General features: G+C 26.1%; 19 protein-coding genes, 6 tRNA genes and 3 rRNA genes. 20 read left to right on the top strand and 8 right to left on the bottom strand.

The genetic code is table 11. The features are described 5' to 3' along the window. Positions 1 to 20: 20 nt before the first annotated feature. The 8 genes from atpD to mnmG form a co-directional block, all read right to left on the bottom strand. Positions 21 to 1,406, bottom strand: a complete 1,386-nt coding sequence (gene atpD, locus GFK87_RS01580; protein WP_226799021.1) for a F0F1 ATP synthase subunit beta — start codon at positions 1,404 to 1,406, stop codon at positions 21 to 23. A gap of 27 nt (positions 1,407 to 1,433) precedes the next feature. Beyond that, entirely contained in the window at positions 1,434 to 2,300 is an 867-nt protein-coding gene (gene atpG / locus GFK87_RS01575; RefSeq protein WP_226799019.1) for an ATP synthase F1 subunit gamma, read from the bottom strand. Beyond that, on the bottom strand, positions 2,301 to 3,833 hold the full coding sequence (gene atpA / locus GFK87_RS01570) for a F0F1 ATP synthase subunit alpha (RefSeq protein ID WP_226799017.1): 1,533 nt from the start codon (positions 3,831 to 3,833) through the stop codon (positions 2,301 to 2,303). Between the two features lie 9 nt (positions 3,834 to 3,842). Then, entirely contained in the window at positions 3,843 to 4,382 is a 540-nt protein-coding gene (atpH, locus tag GFK87_RS01565) for an ATP synthase F1 subunit delta (RefSeq protein WP_226799015.1), read from the bottom strand. A gap of 11 nt (positions 4,383 to 4,393) precedes the next feature. Further along, on the bottom strand, positions 4,394 to 4,864 hold the full coding sequence (atpF, locus tag GFK87_RS01560) for a F0F1 ATP synthase subunit B (protein ID WP_226799013.1): 471 nt from the start codon (positions 4,862 to 4,864) through the stop codon (positions 4,394 to 4,396). Positions 4,865 to 4,922: 58 nt separating this feature from the next. Next, the gene (gene atpE, locus GFK87_RS01555; protein WP_226799011.1) at positions 4,923 to 5,159 is read right to left on the bottom strand and encodes a F0F1 ATP synthase subunit C; all 237 of its coding nucleotides are present in this window, start codon (positions 5,157 to 5,159) and stop codon (positions 4,923 to 4,925) included. Positions 5,160 to 5,207: 48 nt separating this feature from the next. Then, on the bottom strand, positions 5,208 to 6,011 hold the full coding sequence (gene atpB / locus GFK87_RS01550; RefSeq protein ID WP_226799009.1) for a F0F1 ATP synthase subunit A: 804 nt from the start codon (positions 6,009 to 6,011) through the stop codon (positions 5,208 to 5,210). 163 nt (positions 6,012 to 6,174) lie between these two features. After that, the gene (gene mnmG, locus GFK87_RS01545) at positions 6,175 to 8,040 is read right to left on the bottom strand and encodes a tRNA uridine-5-carboxymethylaminomethyl(34) synthesis enzyme MnmG (RefSeq protein WP_226799007.1); all 1,866 of its coding nucleotides are present in this window, start codon (positions 8,038 to 8,040) and stop codon (positions 6,175 to 6,177) included. 340 nt (positions 8,041 to 8,380) lie between these two features. On the opposite strand from mnmG, the gene GFK87_RS01540 reads away from it, so the two are divergent. The 20 genes from GFK87_RS01540 to rpsQ all read left to right on the top strand — a co-directional run bounded on the left by GFK87_RS01540 (position 8,381) and on the right by rpsQ (position 19,212). Further along, positions 8,381 to 10,267: ribosomal RNA gene (locus tag GFK87_RS01540) — 16S ribosomal RNA — on the top strand. Between the two features lie 46 nt (positions 10,268 to 10,313). Then, positions 10,314 to 10,388: transfer RNA gene (locus tag GFK87_RS01535), tRNA-Ile, on the top strand. 16 nt (positions 10,389 to 10,404) lie between these two features. Beyond that, positions 10,405 to 10,477 (top strand) — tRNA-Ala (locus GFK87_RS01530). A gap of 21 nt (positions 10,478 to 10,498) precedes the next feature. Next, positions 10,499 to 13,503: ribosomal RNA gene (locus GFK87_RS01525) — 23S ribosomal RNA — on the top strand. 39 nt (positions 13,504 to 13,542) lie between these two features. Then, positions 13,543 to 13,658 (top strand): 5S ribosomal RNA (gene rrf, locus GFK87_RS01520). The 16S, 23S and 5S rRNA genes sit together here with 6 tRNA genes alongside, the layout of an rRNA operon. A 117-nt stretch (positions 13,659 to 13,775) precedes the next feature. Then, a tRNA-Thr gene (locus GFK87_RS01515) sits at positions 13,776 to 13,848 on the top strand. Between the two features lie 40 nt (positions 13,849 to 13,888). Further along, positions 13,889 to 13,970 (top strand) — tRNA-Tyr (locus GFK87_RS01510). 32 nt (positions 13,971 to 14,002) lie between these two features. Then, positions 14,003 to 14,073: transfer RNA gene (locus GFK87_RS01505), tRNA-Gly, on the top strand. 42 nt (positions 14,074 to 14,115) lie between these two features. Next, positions 14,116 to 14,189, top strand: a tRNA-Thr gene (locus tag GFK87_RS01500). A 64-nt stretch (positions 14,190 to 14,253) separates the two neighbouring features. After that, the gene (rpsJ, locus tag GFK87_RS01495; RefSeq protein ID WP_226799005.1) at positions 14,254 to 14,565 is read left to right on the top strand and encodes a 30S ribosomal protein S10; all 312 of its coding nucleotides are present in this window, start codon (positions 14,254 to 14,256) and stop codon (positions 14,563 to 14,565) included. 39 nt (positions 14,566 to 14,604) lie between these two features. Next, positions 14,605 to 15,261: a 50S ribosomal protein L3 gene (gene rplC, locus GFK87_RS01490; protein WP_226799003.1), complete on the top strand. Its 657-nt coding sequence runs from the start codon at positions 14,605 to 14,607 to the stop codon at positions 15,259 to 15,261. Beyond that, on the top strand, positions 15,258 to 15,863 hold the full coding sequence (rplD, locus tag GFK87_RS01485) for a 50S ribosomal protein L4 (RefSeq protein ID WP_226799001.1): 606 nt from the start codon (positions 15,258 to 15,260) through the stop codon (positions 15,861 to 15,863). The genes rplC and rplD overlap by 4 nt, the downstream gene beginning before the upstream one ends. Beyond that, the gene (gene rplW / locus GFK87_RS01480; RefSeq protein WP_226798999.1) at positions 15,860 to 16,183 is read left to right on the top strand and encodes a 50S ribosomal protein L23; all 324 of its coding nucleotides are present in this window, start codon (positions 15,860 to 15,862) and stop codon (positions 16,181 to 16,183) included. The genes rplD and rplW overlap by 4 nt, the downstream gene beginning before the upstream one ends. Beyond that, entirely contained in the window at positions 16,180 to 17,001 is an 822-nt protein-coding gene (gene rplB / locus GFK87_RS01475) for a 50S ribosomal protein L2 (protein ID WP_226798997.1), read from the top strand. The genes rplW and rplB overlap by 4 nt, the downstream gene beginning before the upstream one ends. An 18-nt stretch (positions 17,002 to 17,019) precedes the next feature. Further along, complete coding sequence (rpsS, locus tag GFK87_RS01470) at positions 17,020 to 17,313, top strand: 30S ribosomal protein S19 (RefSeq protein WP_226798995.1); 294 nt, start codon at positions 17,020 to 17,022, stop codon at positions 17,311 to 17,313. A 3-nt stretch (positions 17,314 to 17,316) separates the two neighbouring features. After that, complete coding sequence (gene rplV / locus GFK87_RS01465) at positions 17,317 to 17,646, top strand: 50S ribosomal protein L22 (RefSeq protein ID WP_226798993.1); 330 nt, start codon at positions 17,317 to 17,319, stop codon at positions 17,644 to 17,646. 21 nt (positions 17,647 to 17,667) lie between these two features. Then, a complete protein-coding gene (gene rpsC / locus GFK87_RS01460; protein WP_226798991.1) occupies positions 17,668 to 18,336 on the top strand; it encodes a 30S ribosomal protein S3 in 669 nt (222 codons plus the stop codon). Positions 18,337 to 18,360: 24 nt separating this feature from the next. Next, a complete protein-coding gene (gene rplP / locus GFK87_RS01455; protein WP_226798989.1) occupies positions 18,361 to 18,777 on the top strand; it encodes a 50S ribosomal protein L16 in 417 nt (138 codons plus the stop codon). Beyond that, on the top strand, positions 18,774 to 18,986 hold the full coding sequence (locus GFK87_RS01450; RefSeq protein ID WP_226798988.1) for a 50S ribosomal protein L29: 213 nt from the start codon (positions 18,774 to 18,776) through the stop codon (positions 18,984 to 18,986). Before rplP ends, GFK87_RS01450 begins: the two co-directional genes overlap by 4 nt. Beyond that, entirely contained in the window at positions 18,967 to 19,212 is a 246-nt protein-coding gene (gene rpsQ, locus GFK87_RS01445) for a 30S ribosomal protein S17 (protein WP_226798986.1), read from the top strand. Before GFK87_RS01450 ends, rpsQ begins: the two co-directional genes overlap by 20 nt. The last annotated feature ends 32 nt before the right edge of the window (positions 19,213 to 19,244 follow it).

The raw sequence follows: 19,244 nt of genomic DNA, 5'->3' as shown, positions 1-19,244 counted from the left end.
ATAAAATTATTAAAATATTTTTATTGTTTATAATTTTTAAAATTATTAATAACTTCTTCTATAGAACCTACCATATAGAAAAAATTTTCTGGTATATAATCTAAATTTCCGTCAATAATTTGTTTAAAACCATTAATTGTATTTTTTAAAGATACATATTTTCCTTTAATACCACTAAAAACTTCTGCTACAAAAAATGGTTGTGATAAAAATTTTTGTATTTTTCTTGCTCTAAAAACTAAATTTTTATCTTTTTCTGATAATTCATCTATACCTAATATTGCTATAATATCTTTAAGTTCTTGATATCTTTGTAAAATTGATTTTACTTTACAAGCAATATTATAATGATTTTCACCAATAATTATAGGATCTAATTGACGACTACTAGATTCTAATGGATCAACAGCAGGATATATACCTAATGAAGCAATGTTACGACTTAATGTTATAGTAGAATCTAAATGAGTAAAAGTAGTAGCAGGAGAAGGATCAGTTAAATCATCAGCTGGAACATAAACAGCTTGTATAGAAGTTATTGAACCTATTTTCGTAGAAGTTATTCTTTCTTGTAAAATACCCATTTCTTCAGCTAAAGTTGGTTGATATCCTACAGCTGATGGTATTCTTCCTAATAATGCTGAAACTTCAGTACCTGCTAAAGTGTATCTATATATATTATCTATAAATAAAAGAACATTATTACCATCATCACGAAATTTTTCTGCTATAGTTAATCCTGTTAATGCAACTCTTAATCTATTACCTGGTGGTTCATTCATTTGTCCATACACAAGAGCTACTTTATCTAATACTTTAGATTCTTTCATTTCATTATAAAAATCATTTCCTTCTCTAGTACGTTCACCTACTCCTGTAAAAACAGAATAACCAGAATGTTCTATAGCAATATTACGAATTAATTCCATCATATTAACCGTTTTACCAACACCAGCTCCTCCGAATAAACCTACTTTACCACCTTTAGCAAAAGGACATATTAGATCTATAACCTTAATTCCTGTTTCTAATATATCCTGATTTTGAGATTGTTCCTTAAAACTTGGTGAATCTCTATGTATTGACCACTTTTCTTTAGATAATATTTTTCCTTTCATATCTATAGGTTTACCCAATACATTCATTATACGTCCTAAAGTTTTTTTTCCTACAGGAATTTTAATAGGGTTTTTTAAGTCTATAATTTTCATTCCTCTACTTAATCCATCTGAAGAACCCATTACAATAGTTCTTACTATTCCTCCACCTAATTGTTGTTGTACTTCTAATATTATATTTTTATTACTTTTTACTTGAAGAGCATTATAAATTTTTGGTATATAATTTATATTAAATTCTACATCTACTATAGCTCCTATTATTCTTATAATTTTACCAAGTTTCATATAAATATTCCTCTTAAATAAAAAAAACTAATAAATAAATGTACCGGAAACAATTTCACTTAATTCTTTTGTAATATTTGTTTGTCTAATTTTATTATATAATAATTTTAATTCCATAATTAAATTATTACTATTTTCTGTAGCTGATTTCATAGCTATCATACGAGATGATTGTTCACTAACAATATTTTCTAAAACACAATTATATATTTGTGATTCAATATATCTAACTAATAATGTATCTAATAAAAATTTAGAATCACCTTCATATATATAATCCCATCTATTTTTATTTTTTTTTTTATTATCGGAATAAATATTAATTGGAAGTAATTTTATAATTTTAGGTTTTTGTTTCATTGTATTATAAAATTTATTATATGATAAATATAATGTTTCTATTTTATTTTTATCATATAAATTTAACATAGATTTAATTACACCAATTAAATCTATTAAATTAGGTTTAATATTTAAATTATCACATTGTGAAACAATTTTATAATTTAAATTTTTAAAAAAAGATATTCCTTTTAAACCTATTATTGAAATATAAGAATTAATATTTTTTTTTTTTAAATATTTTATTTTATTTAATGTTTTTCTAAATAATAAATTATTTAAACTACCACATAAACCTCTATCACTAGAAATAATTATAAAACCAACATTATTTTTTTTTTTTTTTTTAAAATAATTATGTTTATATTCTAAATTACCTAATAAAAGATGTTCTATTACTTTTTTTATAGCTTTAATATAATAGCTACTATTTTTCATGTTAATTTTAGTTTTTAACATTTTAGAAGTAGCTATCATTTCCATAACTTTGGTTATTTTTTTAGTATTTTCTATACTAATAATTTTATTTCTAATGTTTTTTATATTTGACATTTATTTTACCATATTTGTCTTCTTATATTCTTTTATAATATTTTTTAATTCAGATATAAATTTATTAGGATCTTCTTTAAATTTATTTATTTTATTTTTATTATATTTTATGTAATCTAGTAAATTAGATTCAAATTCATTTATTTTGTTTAATTTAATTTCATCTATAAATCCAGAATCAATTATAAATAATATAATAGCTTGTTTTACAACAGACATAGGTTTATGAGGTAATTGTTTTAATAGTTCTGTTATTTTTTGTCCATTTTCTAATTTTTTACGAGTTTTGTCATCTAAATCAGATGTAAATTGTGAAAAAGCAGCTAATTCATTATATTGAGCTAAAGAATTTTTAATACCACTAGATAAATGTTTTATTAATTTTGTTTGAGCTGCGCTACCTACACGAGAGACTGATATTCCAGGATTAATAGCAGGACGAATTCCAGAATTAAATAAATTTGTTTCTAAAAATATTTGTCCATCTGTAATTGATATAACATTAGTTGGTACAAAAGCGGAAACATCTCCAGACTGGGTTTCTATTATTGGTAATGATGTTAAAGAACCAGTTTTATTTTTTATTTTACCTTTTGTAATACGTTCTATATAATTAGAATTTACACGAGCAGATCTTTCTAATAAACGTGCATGTAAATAAAATATATCTCCTGGAAAAGCTTCTCTACCAGGTGGTCTTTTTAATAATAAAGATATTTGACGATAAGCAATAGCTTGTTTAGATAAATCATCATATACTATTAAAGCATCTTCACCATTATCTCTAAAAAATTCTCCTATAGTACAACCTGCATATGGAGCTAAATATTGCATAGAAGCAGATTCTGATGCACTAGCAACTACTACTACTGTATAAGATAAAGCACCATATTTTTCTAATTTAGAAACTAAATTATGTACAGTAGAAGCTTTTTGCCCAATAGCAACATATATACATTTAACTTTTTTATTATATTGATTTATTATTGTATCAATAGCTAAAGTAGTTTTTCCAGTTTGTCTATCTCCTATTATAAGTTCCCTTTGTCCTCTACCAATAGGTATCATAGAATCGATTATTTTATAACCAGTTTGTAATGGTGTATTAATTGGTTCTCTATCAATAACACCTGGAGCTATTTTTTCAATTGATGAAAAATTTTTACTATTTATAATTCCTTTTCCATCAATCTCTTTACCTAAAGTATTAACTACTCTACCTAATAATTGTTCTCCAACTGGTATTTCTAAAATTTTACCAGTACATTTTACTTTCATACCTTCTTTTAAATTAATATATTTACCCATTACAATAGCACCTACAAAATCTTGTTCCAAATTTAATGCAATAGCATATAAATTATTAGATAATTCTATCATTTCTCCTTGCATTACATCTTTTATTCCATTAATCCAAATAATACCATCATTAACAGCTATAATAGTTCCTTCGTTTTTTTTTTCTTCATTAATTTTTAATTCAGATATTTTTTTTTTAATTAATTCACTAATTTCATTAGAATTAAATTGCATTTTATTTCCTTAAAATTTTAAACATTTTTCTATACAATTTATTTTATTTAAAATACTATAATCTAAAATTTTATTGTTAATAACAATAATAATTCCAGCTATCATATTATTTTTTAAATTATATTTAAATATTACCTTATTATAATATTTAATTTTAATTTTATTTTTAATTAATTTTATTTTATTTTTATAATCTTTATTTATAGTTATTAATTTTATTTTATTAATTTTATAATATTTATATCTTAATTTCTTAAATTCTTTAAATATTTTTGGAATCAATGTTAATCTTTCATTTTTTATTAAAATTTTTATAAAATTTATATAAAAAAAATTTAATTTATTTTTAATAAAAGTTTTTTCTATTATTTTATATATTTTTTTTAAATTTATATAATTTAACGATTTTATATTTTTATAAATATTACATATAACTTTAGAAGTTATATGTAACATATAATACCAATAATTAATTTTATTATTTTCTACAGAAAATTCAAAAATAGCTTTTGTATAAATTCTAATTATTTTAATTATTTTTATATTCATATTAATTTTATTTATAGTTTTTTTATTATATCATTTAACAAATCTTCATGATTATTTTTGTAATAGTATTTTTCTGTTATTTTTTTTATTCCTATAATTACTAAGTTAGAAAAATCTTTTTTCAATTTTTCTTTTGCAATTTTTATTTCTAATTTTATTTTAATTAAAGCATTTTTAATTATTTTATTATGTTCTTCCATAGATTTTTTTTTAGATATTTTTATTATTTTTTTACTTTTTTTATTAGCATTTTTTATTATTAAATCAGATATTTTTTTTGTTTTTTTAATTTTTTGTAACATTTTATTTTTTATTATTTTAAAATTTTTTTTAGATAATTCTATTTTTTTTAATTCATTAATTATTTTTTTTTGATGATTATTAATTTTATTTATTATAGGAGGCCATATATATTTCATACAAAATAGTACAAATATTATAAAAGATATAGTTTGTCCTAAAATTGTGCTATTTATATCCATATATTATTTCCTTTTCTTTAATTTATAATTATTTTTATAATTAAATTAAAAAAAAATATTATTTGTTTACAGCAAACATTATATATAAGCCCAAACCTACAGAAATCATTGGTATTGCATCTACTAATCCCATAATAATAAAAAACTGATTTCTTAAAGTTGGTATAAGATCAGGTTGTCTAGCTGCCCCTTCTAAAAATTTACCACCCAAAATACTTATACCTATTGATGCTCCTATAGAAGATAAACCTAACATTATAGCAGACGCTAAATATAATACATTTGTATTATTCATTTTTTTCCTTTATAATATTTTAAATTAGTTTACTATTATAATATAATTTTAGCACATAGATAAATATACTATTGTTAAAATCATAAAAATAAAAGCTTGTAATGGTATAATTATTAAATGTAAAATAGACCATGGAACATTTAATAACCATTGAATCCACCATGGTAACAAACTTGATATTAATATAAATATTAGTTCACTTGAATACATATTACCAAATAATCTTAAACTTAAAGAAATAGGTTTAGATAATAAATTAATTATTTCTAATATTAAATTAATAGGTATAAAAATATAATGATTAAAAGGGCAAAAAGATAATTCTTTGATAAATTTAATTACACCTTTATTTTTTATATTATAAAATATAATTAAAAAAAATACATTTAATGCCATAGAAATACAAATATTTATATCAGATGATGGAACTATATGAAATGTATTATATCCTGATATTTTATATAATAATGAAGGTATCCAATCAATAGGAATTAAATCCATTAAATTCATAAAAAAAATCCACGTAAAAATTGTAAAAGATAAAGGTGCTATAATTTTATTTTTAATTAAAAATATATTATTAACATTACTATTTATAAAATCAACTATAATTTCTATTAATGATTGTAATTTGTTTGGAATTTTATTATTTATATTATAAGCAATATAATAAAAAGTAGTAAAAATTATACTACCTATTATAAATGATAATAATATTGAATCAATATTTAATAAAAAAAAACTTTGTTTTATATTATCATTATAATTTACTAATTTTAAATTATGTAAATCTAATTGTAAGTGATTTAAATGATGTTCTATATAATTATTAATGTTTTTATTTTCTTTCATTTTTTTTTATTATAATTATAAATTAATATATTATTTTATATTTTAATATTTTATTTTAAAATCAATATTAAATTACAATTTTAATAAATATTATTGTTTATTATATTACTTTTTTAAAATAAATTATACACTATAATTATAAAAAATGCAAATTTATAATGATTTAAATTTTATATTTTTTTTTTAAATATATCAAAATAGCTTTAACTGCTGATGGAGTAATACCAGAAATAGTTTTAATTTGTTCTATTAATTTAGGATTATATTTTTTTAATTTTTTAATTAATTCTACTGATAATCCTTTTATTTTATTATATTTTACATTTTTAGGTAATATAGTATATTTATTATTATTTTTTTTATTAATTATTTTAATATCTTTAAGTTTTATATAACCATTATATTTAATTTGTATTTCTATTTGATCTAATATTTCTGAATTAAAAAATTTTAAATAAAAATTAGTATATTTAATAATTTTTTTATAATTAAAATTTGGTCTTTTTAATAATTCTTTTATATAATATTTTTTTTTATAAATTCTATTTTTAATATTAATATTTTTAAAAAAAACAAAATTATTATTAATATAATTATTTATTTTATAAATATAATTTTTTTTTTGATTAAATAATTTCCAATGAATTTTTGATATTAATCCTAATTTATATCCAATTTCTGTAAGTCTTAAATCAGAATTATCTTCTCTTAAATATAATCTACTTTCAGCTCTAGATGTAAACATTCTATAAGGTTCTTTAGTTCCTAAATTACATAAATCATCTATTAATACTCCTATATAAGAATAATATTTTTTAGGATACCATGGTTCTTTGTTCATATTTAATAATGATGCATTTATACCTGCTAATAAACCTTGAGCTGCTGCTTCTTCATATCCAGTAGTACCATTTATTTGACCAGCTAAAAATAAACCTTTTATGTGTTTACTTTCTAAAGTAAGTAATAAATCTCTAGGATCAAAAAAATTGTATTCTATTGCATAACCAGGTCTAGTAATTTTAGCTGATTCTAAACCATTAATTGAATTTATAAATTTTTTTTGAATATTAATTGGTAAACTAGTAGATATACCATTAGGATATATTTCATTGCTAAATAAACCTTCTGGTTCTAAAAATATTTGATGTTTATCACGATTGGGAAAACGAATTATTTTATCTTCAATAGAAGGACAATATCTAGGACCTAATCCCTTAATTAAACCATTATATAAAGGACTATTAATTAAAGAATTTTGTATAATTTCATGAGTATTTTTATTAGTGTTAGTTATATAACAAGGCATTTGAGGTAAATTTTTATATAATTTTCCCATAAATGAAAATTTAGGTATAGGAATATCACTATATTGTTTTTTTAATATTTTAAAATTTATTGTATTTTTATCAATTCTTGGAGGTGTTCCAGTTTTTAATCTACTAACTCTAAAAGGTAAATAATTTAAATTTTTAGATAATAAATTAGAAGGTAATTCATTTTCTCTACCACCATTATATTTATTAAAACCTATGTGAATTTTACCACTTAAAAATGTTCCAACAGTTAATATAATACTATTTGAATAAAATTTTAAATAATTTTTAGTTTCTATTCCAGATATAATATTATATTTTTTTATTATTAATTTAGTTACTTCTGATTCTAAAATAGTAATATATTTTTTTTTTTTTAATGTATTAAATATAATTTTTTTATATAAGTTTCTATCTGCCTGAGCTCTTGTCGATCTTACTGCAGGTCCTTTACTATAATTTAAAATTTTAAATTGAATTCCTGAATAATCTATTGCTTTTGCCATTAAACCTCCAAGAGAATCTATTTCTTTTACTAAATGACTTTTTCCTATTCCTCCAATAGATGGATTGCATGACATTTGACCAATTGTGTGAATATTTTGTGTTATTAATAAAGTTTTTCTTTTCATATTATTAGAAGCTATAGCTGCTTCTGTACCAGCATGTCCAGCTCCTATAATTATTACATCAAATTTATTTAAATTATTCAAAATAATTCCTTTATAAAAATTAAATAATATTTTTTTTTAAATTATATTTTATAATAATATATTTTTTTAAATTAATTTTATATTTTTTTTATAATTATTTTTTTCAATTATTTTTATTTTTTTAATTAATAATTAAAATTGCTCTATTTCTAACAAAACACCTCAAGATTTAAGAATATAAAAGAAAAGTTTGACTATTATTTAAAATGTAGTATTATATTTTATACTATTTAATTTGATAATATATTGAAAATAGCTAAAACAATTTTTAATATATTTGATTTTTAAATTTTTTGTTTTATAAATTTTAAAATACTAGAAGTTTGTATCTGGGTTTTTACAATTGAAGAGTTTGATCATGGCTCAGATTGAACGCTAGCGACAGGCTTAACACATGCAAGTCGTGCGAATTTTGTTTAAGTTAGATGACAAAAAGCGGCGAACGGGTGAGTAATATCTAGGAATCTACCTAGCAGAATGGGATAACTATTGGAAACGATAGCTAATACCATATAATGTCAATATTTATTTTAGTCAATATTTTAAAATAAATGGTGATTTATATTTTTATAAATATTTAAGTTTTATATTGATTTTGTAGTAACTAAAAATTAATATAAAATTTAATCTTATTTAAAATGTAAATATTAATGATTTATAAAAATTAATATTTTTTAAATAGTTATAAATAAGTATTTAACATACTTTTATAATACTATTTATATTTAAGTTTAAGATTTAAATAAATATCATTTTAAAAAAAAAATTTATAATAATATAATTTATATTATAATTTTTTATAATATAAATTATCTTATAAAATATAAATTTTTATAAATTTATCACTATTGATGACCAAAGCGGGAATAATTTTAATAATATATGCTCTCGCGCTGTTAGATGAGCCTAGACGAGATTAGCTTGTTGGTAAGGTAAAGGCTTACCAAGGCCACGATCTCTAGTTGGTCTGAGAGGATGACCAGCCACACTGGAACTGAGATACGGTCCAGACTCTTACGGGAGGCAGCAGTGGGGAATATTGCACAATGGGCGCAAGCCTGATGCAGCTATGTCGCGTGTATGAAGAAGACCTTAGGGTTGTAAAGTACTTTCGATAGCATAAGAAGATAATAAAATTAATAATTTTATTGTCAGACGTTAGCTATAGAAGAAGCACCGGCTAACTCCGTGCCAGCAGCCGCGGTAATACGGGGGGTGCTAGCGTTAATCGGAATTACTGGGCGTAAAGAGCATGTAGGTGGTTTATTAAGTCAGATGTGAAATCCCTAGACTTAATTTAGGAACTGCATTTGAAACTAATAGGCTAGAGTTTCGTAGAGGGAGGTAGAATTCTAGGTGTAGCGGTGAAATGCATAGATATCTAGAGGAATATCAGTGGCGAAGGCGGCCTCCTGGACGATAACTGACGCTCAAATGCGAAAGCATGGGTAGCAAACAGGATTAGATACCCTGGTAGTCCATGCTGTAAACGATGTCGACTAAGAGGTTGGAAGCAAGACTTTTAATCTCTGTAGCTAACGCGTTAAGTCGACCGCCTGGGGAGTACGGTCGCAAGGCTAAAACTCAAATGAATTGACGGGGGCCTGCACAAGCGGTGGAGCATGTGGTTTAATTCGATGCAACGCGTAAAACCTTACCTGGTCTTGACATCCACAAAATTTTACAGAAATGTAGAAGTGCAATTTGAATTGTGAGACAGGTGCTGCATGGCTGTCGTCAGCTCGTGTTGTGAAATGTTGGGTTAAGTCCCGCAACGAGCGCAACCCTTGTTCTTTGTTGCCATAGAATTTTATTTATTCAGGAACTCAAAGGAGACTGCCAGTGATAAACTGGAGGAAGGTGGGGACGACGTCAAGTCATCATGGCCCTTATGACCAGGGCTACACACGTGCTACAATGGCATATACAAAGAGATGCAATATTGCAAAATAAAGCCAATCTTATAAAATATGTCTTAGTTCGGACTGGAGTCTGCAACTCGACTCCACGAAGTCGGAATCGCTAGTAATCGTGGATCAGCATGCCACGGTGAATATGTTTCCAGGCCTTGTACACACCGCCCGTCACACCATGGGAGTGGTTTGCAAAAGAAGTAAGAAAATTAACCTTCTTAACAAGGAAATAACTTACCACTTTGTGACTCATAACTGGGGTGAAGTCGTAACAAGGTAACCGTAGGGGAACCTGTGGTTGGATTACCTCCTTAAATTATTAAAAAAATTGAGTATTTTATAATTTTTATTGTAATAAATAGGCTTGTAGCTCAGAAGGTTTAGAGCACACCCCTGATAAGGGTGAGGTCGGTGGTTCGAATCCACTCAAGCCTATTTTTTTTTCAGTAAGGGGGTTATAGCTTAGTTGGTAGAGCGCCTGCTTTGCAAGCAGGAGGTCAGCGGTTCAACTCCGCTTAACTCCATGTAATAATATTTTAATAAAATTATAAATAAGTAATAACGTATATGGTGGATGCCTTGGCAATCAAAGACGATGAAGGACGTGCTAATCTGCGAAAAGCATCGATTTGCTGATATGAAGCATTTAAGTCGATGATATCCTAATGGGTAAACCCGGTGTTAAATTGTAATCTTTATTTACAATCTTTTTTGAGATTATGAAATAACATCATCACAATAATTACTATTGTGAGGAAAACCAGGAGAATTGAAACATCTTAGTATCCTGAGGAAAAGAAATCAATGAGATTCCCTTAGTAGTGGCGAGCGAAAAGGGAACAGTCCGAAATTATCCTATCTTATATAGTAGAATGTTCTGGAAAGTACAACAATATAGAGTGAAAGTCTCGTATACTAAAATAAGTAGTATATTTGTAATAAGAGTATGTATTAATAGTATAAAAAAAAGATAATTTCATAGAGTAAAACGAGACACGTGATATCTTGTTTGAAGAAAGGGGGACCACCCTCTAAGACTAAATACTCTTGATTGACCGATAGCGAACTAGTACCGTGAGGGAAAGGTGAAAAGAACCCCTGGTAGGGGAGTGAAATAGAACCTGAAACCATATATGTATAAGCAGTGGGAGCTTTTTTTTAACAAGCAACTGCGTACCTTTTGTATAATGGGTCAGCGACTTGTATATTGTAGCAAGGTTAACTTTTTTTAATATAAGGTAGCCGTAGGGAAACCGAGTCTTAACAAGGCGTTTAAGTTGCAGTATACAGACCCGAAACCTGGTGATCTAGCCATGGGCAGGTTGAAAATTAGATAAAACTAATTGGAGGACCGAACCGACTAATGTTGCAAAATTAGCGGATGACTTGTGGCTAGGGGTGAAAGGCCAATCAAACCAGGAGATAGCTGGTTCTCCTCGAAAGCTATTTAGGTAGCGCCTCATAATATCATCTTTAGGGGTAGAGCACTGTTTCAGTTAGGGAATCATACCGATTTACCAAGTTGATACAAACTCCGAATACTAAAGAATGTAAATATGGGAGACACACGGCGGGTGCTAACGTCCGTCGTGGAAAGGGAAACAACCCAGACCGTCAGCTAAGGTCCCAAAATCACAATTAAGTGGAAAACGATGTGGGAGGGCATAAACAGCCAGGATGTTGGCTTAGAAGCAGCCACCATTTAAAGAAAGCGTAATAGCTCACTGGTCGAGTCAACCTGCGCGGAAGATATAACGGGGCTCAAATTGTGTACCGAAGCTACGGCAACAATTTTATTATATTGTTGGGTAGAGGAGCGTTCTGTAAGCTGTAGAAGATATATTGGGAAATATATTGGAGGTATCAGAAGTGCGAATGCTGACATGAGTAACGATAAAGCGGGTTAAAAACCTGCTCGCCGAAAGACTAAGGTTTCCTGTCCTACGTTAATCGAGGCAGGGTAAGTCGATTCCTAAGATCAGGCCGAAAGGCGTAGTCGATGGATAACAGGTTAAGATTCCTGTACTTAATATATTTTAAGAAGTGACGGAGAAGACTAAGTTGGCCAAGCGAATGATATATTGGTTCAAACATTTAGATGGAATATTACTAAAAATAATATTCATAACATTGATGTGTTAAGATTATGAAGCCGTGAGAAAATAACTGATGTCATGCTCACAAGAAAAACTTCTACTTTAAAATAATATTAAATCGTACCTAAACCGACACAGGTAGTCAGGTAGAGAATACTAAGGCGCTTGAGAGAACTAAGGTGAAGGAACTAGGCAAAATGGTGCCGTAACTTCGGAAGAAGGCACGCTAATAAGTAGGTTATCAATTATTTTCTTAATATAGCCGATATTAGCTTCAAACAACAGCTGGCTGCAACTGTTTACTAAAAACATAGCACTGTGCAAACACGAAAGTGGAGGTATACGGTGTGACGCCTGCCCGGTGCCGGAAGGTTAATTAATAGAGTGACATTAAATTGAAGCTCTTGATCGAAGCCCCGGTAAACGGCGGCCGTAACTATAACGGTCCTAAGGTAGCGAAATTCCTTGTCGGGTAAGTTCCGACCTGCACGAATGGCGTAATGATGGCCAGACTGTCTCCACCTTAGACTCAGTGAAATTGAATTTGCTGTGAAGATGCAGTATACCTGCGACAAGACGGAAAGACCCCGTGAACCTTTACTACAGCTTGATACTGATCATAAAAAATTAATGTGTAGGATAGGTGGTAAGCTTAGAAGTATAGACGCCAGTTTATATGGAGCTGTCCTTGAAATACCACCCTTTAATTTTTAATGCTCTAACCTTGTATTGAAAACAAATATGGGGACAATGTCTGGTGGGTAGTTTGACTGGGGCGGTCTCCTCCTGAAGAGTAACGGAGGAGTGCAAAGATTGGCTAATCACGGTCAGAAATCGTGAGGTTAGTGCAAAGGCAAAAGCCAATTTGACTGCGAGCATGACAATGCGAGCAGGTGCGAAAGCAGGTCTTAGTGATCCGGTGGTTTCTATGTGGAAAGGCCATCGCTCAACGAATAAAAGGTACTCCGGGGATAACAGGCTAATACCGCCCAAGAGCTCATATCGACGGCGGTGTTTGGCACCTCGATGTCGGCTCATCACATCCTGGGGCTGAAGCAGGTCCCAAGGGTATGGCTGTTCGCCATTTAAAGTGGTACGCGAGCTGGGTTTAGAACGTCGTGAGACAGTTCGGTCCCTATCTGTCGTGGGCGTAGGATGATTGAGAGGAGCTGCTTCTAGTACGAGAGGACCGAAGTGGACGCATCTCTGGTGTTCGGGTTATCATGTCAATGGTATTGCCCGGTAGCTAAATGCGGAAAAGATAAGAGCTGAAAGCATCTAAGCACGAAACTTACCTCAAGATTAATCATCCCGAAACTATTTATTATTAGATTTATTTTCATTTATAGTTTCCTTAAGGGGCGTTGAAGACTACAACGTTGATAGGCTGGGTGTGTAAACATAGTGATATGTGTAGCTTACCAGTACTAATTGGACCCGTGTGACTTATAATTATAATTTTATTTGAAAAATGAAACTATCTATATTTTTTTTCTGGCGGTAATAGCTTAGTGGAACCACCTGATCCCATACCGAACTCAGAAGTGAAACGCTGTAGCGCCAATGGTAGTGCGGGGTTTCCCTGTGCGAGAGTAGGATACTGCCAGATTATAAATTTAGAATTTAAAAATAACCCCCCCCCAATAATTTTTTATATATTATATTTTTTTTAAATTATAAACCATTTACTATTTTTTAAAGATAATTTTTTTTTTTTTTTTTTTTGGCCGGCTTAGCTCAGAAGGTAGAGCAACTGACTTGTAATCAGTAGGTCGCCAGTTCGATTCCGGTAGCCGGCAATCTAATAAAATTTTAAAAAAAAAAAAAAATACATTTTTAGGTGGGATTCCCGAGTGGTTAAAGGGAGCAGACTGTAAATCTGCCGTCATTGACTTCGAAGGTTCGAATCCTTCTCCCACCATATAAATAATTACTGTTATATTATAATAATTTGCGGATATAGTATAATGGTATTACTTTAGCCTTCCAAGCTAAATACGCGGGTTCGATCCCCGCTATCCGCTAAAATAATAATTTATTAATTAAAAAATATTATTTATAATATAGCTGATGTAGCTCAGTAGGTAAGAGCACACCCTTGGTAAGGGTGAGGTCTCCAGTTCAAATCTGGACATCAGCAATTAAAATTATTTTGCAATTTTATAATTTTTAAATTATTTATTTTATTTGGAAATATTAATATAATGTATAATTCAATTTTACGTATTACTTTTAAATCATTTAATTATAATATAATTTATAAAGAAATGATTAAAATTATTGAAGTTGTTTATTTAAATGGTGTAAATATAAGAGGTCCTATTTGTTTACCTACAAAAATAGAAAAATTTACTGTATTAACTTCTCCACACGTACACAAAGATGCTCGTGATCAATATGAAATACGTACATATAAACACTTTATTGATATAATAAAACCAAATGAAAAAATAATAGATTCATTAATGCATATGGATTTAGTTTCTGGAATTAGTATAAATATTAGTATTTATTAAATTTTATAATACAATAAAAGAGGTTTTTTATAATATTTTATGATGGGTTTAATAGGTATAAAATACGGAATGACAAGGTCATTTGAAAAAAATGGAAATTCTGTACCAATAACAATAATTCATATAATTACAAATCGTGTTACACAAATTAAAAATTTAAAAAAAAATAACTATTTTTCATTACAAGTTACTGCTGGTTATAAAAAAGATTGTCGTGTTAAAAAACCTATTGAAGGACATTTTTTTAAAGCTTTTGTAGAACCAGGATGTGGTTTATGGGAATTTAAAACTTCTTGCGAAGAAAATCAAGGATTTTTATTAGGACAAGATTTAAATGTTGATCAATTTATTGGTGTTAAAAATGTTGATGTTACAGGAATATCTAAAGGTAAGGGTTTTTCTGGTACAATAAAAAAATGGAATTTTAGTTTACAAGATGCAACTCATGGTAATTCATTATCTCATAGAGCCCCTGGATCTATAGGTCAAAATCAAACACCCGGAAGAGTTTTTAAAGGAAAAAAAATGTCAGGTCATTTAGGTAATAAAAAAACAACTATACAAAATTTAGCTATTTCAGAAATCGATACAAAAAATAATTTACTTTTAATAAAAGGTTCAATACCTGGACATTTAAATAGTTATGTAATTATAAAACCCTCTATTAAAAAAAATAAAAAAATAAAACTAACATGATAATAATGTTATATGATAAAAAAAAAAATGTAGAAATCTCGGATAGTATATTTAATAAAAGTTTTAATAAAACATTACTTCATCAAGTCATAGTTTCTTATTCATTAAAATATAGACAAGGTACACATTCACAAAAAAATCGTTCTTTAGTATCAGGTTCTAACAAAAAACCTTGGAAACAAAAGGGAACTGGAAATGCTAGAGCTGGTTCTAAAAAAAGTCCTATATGGCGTAGTGGTGGAGTTACATTTGCAGCTAAATTACAAAATTATAGTCAAAAAATAAATAAAAAAATGTATTGTAATGCTTTAAAAATTATTTTATCAGAATTAATAAGACAAAAAAGATTATTAATATTTAATAAATTTTATTTAAAAAATTATAATACAAAAAGTTTAATTAATAAAGTAAAAAAAATTAATTTTAAAAAAATTTTAATAATAATAAATTATTATGATATAAATATTATGTTAGCTTCTAGAAATTTATATAAATTTAATATATGTTATTTAAGATCTATGAATATATTAAAGCTATTATCTTGTGATAAAGTTATTATTACTTTAGATTCTATTAGAAAAATAGAGAAATCTTTAAAATGAAAATAATAGATAAAAAACTTTATTTAACATTAAAGAAACCTTTTATATCTCAAAGAATTTCTTTTTTAAATAAAGAAGGTAATAAATTTATATTTAAAACTTCTTTAAAAACTAATAAAAAAGAAATTAAAAAAGCAATTATACAAATATTTAACACAAGTTTAATTAGTATAAATACATTAATTGTAAAAAAAAAAAAAATAAAAAGAGGAAAATTTATACATTATCATAAAAGTTGGAAAAAAGTATATATTTCTTTTAAAGAAAAAATATATATAGGACTTCCAAATCTTAAAATTACAAATAAACAGGTAAAATGAATATTATTAAGTGTAAACCTACATCTCCTGGTAGACGACATGTTATTAAATTAATTAATAATGAAATAGATAATAAAAATAAACCATATTATAAATTAATAAAAAAAAAAAATAAAACAGGTGGTAGAAATAATAATGGTAGAATAACTACTAGGCATATTGGTGGTGGAAGTAAAAACATGTATCGTATTATTGATTTTAAAAGAAACACTGATAATCTTACAGCTATTATATTAAAATTAGAATATGATCCTAATAGAACAGCAAATATTGCATTAATTATGTATTCTAATGGTAAAAAAAAATATATTTTAGCTACTAAAAATATGAAAGTAGGTGAATATATTCAGTCAGGGCCCAAAGCTCCTATTAAAAATGGTAATACATTACCTATAGAATTTATACCAATAGGATCTATAGTACATAATATAGAAATTAAACCTGGTAAAGGGGGGCAATTATCAAGATCAGCTGGAAGTTATGCAAGAATAATTTCTAAAGAAAAAATATATTCTTTTTTAAAGTTACGTTCTGGAGAAACGCGTAAAATAGAAAATAAATGTAGAGCAACAATTGGAGTTGTTAGTAATGAAAAAAAAATGTTAGTATCATTAGGTAAAGCAGGAGCATCAAGATGGAGAGGTATAAGACCAACAGTAAGAGGAACAGCTATGAATCCTATAGATCATCCTCACGGTGGTGGTGAAGGTAGAAATTTTGGTAAACATCCAGTTACACCTTGGGGTATAAAAACTAAAGGTAAAAAAACTAGAAAAAATAAAAGAACAGAAAAATTTATTATTCATCATAGAAAATAAATAATTTTTAAGGATATTATGAGCAGATCTGTTAAAAAAGGACCATTTATTGATTTACATTTATTAAAAAAAGTTGAAAATCATTTAAAAAATAAAAATAAAAAACCTATAAAAACCTGGTCACGACGTTCTACAATTTTTCCGGAAATGATAGGTTTAACAATTGCTGTACATAACGGTAAAAAACATATTCCTGTTTTTATATTAGAAGAAATGGTTGGTCATAAGTTAGGAGAATTTTCTCTTACAAGAACATATCGAGGTCATAATAGTCCTGATAAAAAAATAAAAAAAAATAATAATAAAGAATAAAATATGGATATTATAACTAAATACCTTTATGTTAATTCTTCAGCTCAAAAAATGAGATTAGCGGCTAATTTAATAAGAAAAAAAGCAATATGTACTTCATTGGACGTATTAAATAATGTTAATAAAAAATCTGCTGTAATTTTAAGAAAAGTATTAGAAGCTGCAATTTCAAATGCAGATGATTATAATTTTATTGATATAGATAAATTAAAAATAAAAAGTATATATGTTAACGATGGTCCTTCATATAAAAGAATTATACCTAGAGCTAAAGGAAGAGCTGATTATATTAAAAAAAAAAAATGTCATATTACTATCGTTTTACATTATTAATTAAAGGATAAAAAAAATTTTATGGGTCAAAAAGTTAATCCTAATGGAATGAGATTAGGTATTGTAAAATTACATAATTCTTGTTGGTTTTCTAATAAAAAAGAATTTGCTAATAATGTAAATTTTGATTTTAAAATTCGTAATTTTTTAGAAAAAAAATTATATAAATCATCTATATCTAAAATTATAATTGAAAGAATTAAAGAAAAAGTTAATATTAATATTTATTCTGGAAAACCTAGTACAATTTTAAATAAAAATAATGATCTTTTAAATAAAATTAAAACTGAGTTATTTAAAATAATAAATGTTAAAATCCAAATTAATGTTATTGGAATATATGATTTAGAATTAGATTCTAAAATTGTATCTAATAATATATCATTACAATTAGAAAAAAGAATATCATTTAAAAGAGCAATTAAAAGAGCAATACAAAATGCAATGAATTCAGGCGCTCAAGGAATTAAAATTGAAATAAGTGGTCGTTTAGGAGGATCTGAAATAGCTCGAACTGAATGGTATAGAGAAGGTAGAGTTCCATTGCATACTTTAAGAGCTGACATAGATTATAGTCATTCAGAAGCAAAAACTACTTATGGTAAAATTGGTGTTAAAGTTTGGATTTTTAAAGGAGAAGTATTAGATAAATTAATTAATAAAAAAAAAACTAGTTATTTTTCTAAATAGTAATAATAATAATGAGGTAAATTTGTGTTACAACCTAAACAAACCAAATTTAAAAAGATGCAAAAAGGTAAAAATAGAGGGTTTTCTAATAAAGGTTCTAATATATTTTTTGGAAAATTTGCTCTTAAAGCTATAACAAGAGGCAGAATTACTTCAAGACAAATAGAAGCTGCTCGTCGCTCAATGTCTAGATATGTTAAAAAAGAGGGTAAAATATGGATTAGAATTTTTCCAGATAAACCTATTACAAAAAAACCATTAGAAGTACGTATGGGAAAAGGAAAAGGTAATGTGGAATATTGGGTTATTTTAATTAAACCAGGAAGAATATTATATGAAATAGATGGAGTAAATCAAGATATTGCTTATAAAGCTTTAAAAATAGCTTCATCTAAATTACCTGTAAAAACAATTTTAATAAAAAAAATGGTAATATTATGAAAAAAAAAATATTAACTGTTTTCTGTTTTTTAAAAAAAATAAATCATTGTCTTATTAGAGAATTATATCAATACTTTATTTTAAAAATGAAAATAATTTTAAAATCTTTAAATAAAACTCATTTATTAAAAAAAAAACGTAGAAATATTGCAAAAATTAAAAATATGATTAAACAAAAGATTGAATATTATGTTAAAAAAAAAAAATAATATATTTTATGGAACTGTTATTAAAAAAAAAATGAAAAAAACAGCAACAGTAATTATTAAAAGAATAGTAAAACATTTAATATATGGTAAATTTATAAAAAAAATAACTAAAATACATATACATGATGAAAATGATAAATGTAAAATTGGTGATTTAGTTTTAATTAAATCATGTAAACCAATATCAAAAATTAAAAGTTGGAATTTAGTTAAAATTTTAAGATAAATAATTTATAAAATAATTATTTTTAAAATTAT

Source organism: Candidatus Annandia pinicola (assembly GCF_020541245.1).
Taxonomy (GTDB): Bacteria; Pseudomonadota; Gammaproteobacteria; order Enterobacterales; family Enterobacteriaceae_A; genus Annandia; species Annandia pinicola.
The sequence above is the reverse complement of the archived record's forward strand: the minus strand, read 5'-3'. Positions and strand labels throughout refer to the sequence as shown.

Bases quoted from the DNA above. Each gene is read 5' to 3' on its own strand.
- atpD (WP_226799021.1), bottom strand. From the start codon at position 1,406: ATGAAACTTGGTAAAATTATAAGAATAATAGGAGCTATAGTAGATGTA.
- atpG (WP_226799019.1), bottom strand. From the start codon at position 2,300: ATGTCAAATATAAAAAACATTAGAAATAAAATTATTAGTATAGAAAAT.
- atpA (WP_226799017.1), bottom strand. From the start codon at position 3,833: ATGCAATTTAATTCTAATGAAATTAGTGAATTAATTAAAAAAAAAATA.
- atpH (WP_226799015.1), bottom strand. From the start codon at position 4,382: ATGAATATAAAAATAATTAAAATAATTAGAATTTATACAAAAGCTATT.
- atpF (WP_226799013.1), bottom strand. From the start codon at position 4,864: ATGGATATAAATAGCACAATTTTAGGACAAACTATATCTTTTATAATA.
- atpE (WP_226799011.1), bottom strand. From the start codon at position 5,159: ATGAATAATACAAATGTATTATATTTAGCGTCTGCTATAATGTTAGGT.
- atpB (WP_226799009.1), bottom strand. From the start codon at position 6,011: ATGAAAGAAAATAAAAACATTAATAATTATATAGAACATCATTTAAAT.
- rpsJ (WP_226799005.1), top strand. From the start codon at position 14,254: ATGTATAATTCAATTTTACGTATTACTTTTAAATCATTTAATTATAAT.
- rplC (WP_226799003.1), top strand. From the start codon at position 14,605: ATGATGGGTTTAATAGGTATAAAATACGGAATGACAAGGTCATTTGAA.
- rplD (WP_226799001.1), top strand. From the start codon at position 15,258: ATGATAATAATGTTATATGATAAAAAAAAAAATGTAGAAATCTCGGAT.
- rplW (WP_226798999.1), top strand. From the start codon at position 15,860: ATGAAAATAATAGATAAAAAACTTTATTTAACATTAAAGAAACCTTTT.
- rplB (WP_226798997.1), top strand. From the start codon at position 16,180: ATGAATATTATTAAGTGTAAACCTACATCTCCTGGTAGACGACATGTT.
- rpsS (WP_226798995.1), top strand. From the start codon at position 17,020: ATGAGCAGATCTGTTAAAAAAGGACCATTTATTGATTTACATTTATTA.
- rplV (WP_226798993.1), top strand. From the start codon at position 17,317: ATGGATATTATAACTAAATACCTTTATGTTAATTCTTCAGCTCAAAAA.
- rpsC (WP_226798991.1), top strand. From the start codon at position 17,668: ATGGGTCAAAAAGTTAATCCTAATGGAATGAGATTAGGTATTGTAAAA.
- GFK87_RS01450 (WP_226798988.1), top strand. From the start codon at position 18,774: ATGAAAAAAAAAATATTAACTGTTTTCTGTTTTTTAAAAAAAATAAAT.
- rpsQ (WP_226798986.1), top strand. From the start codon at position 18,967: ATGTTAAAAAAAAAAAATAATATATTTTATGGAACTGTTATTAAAAAA.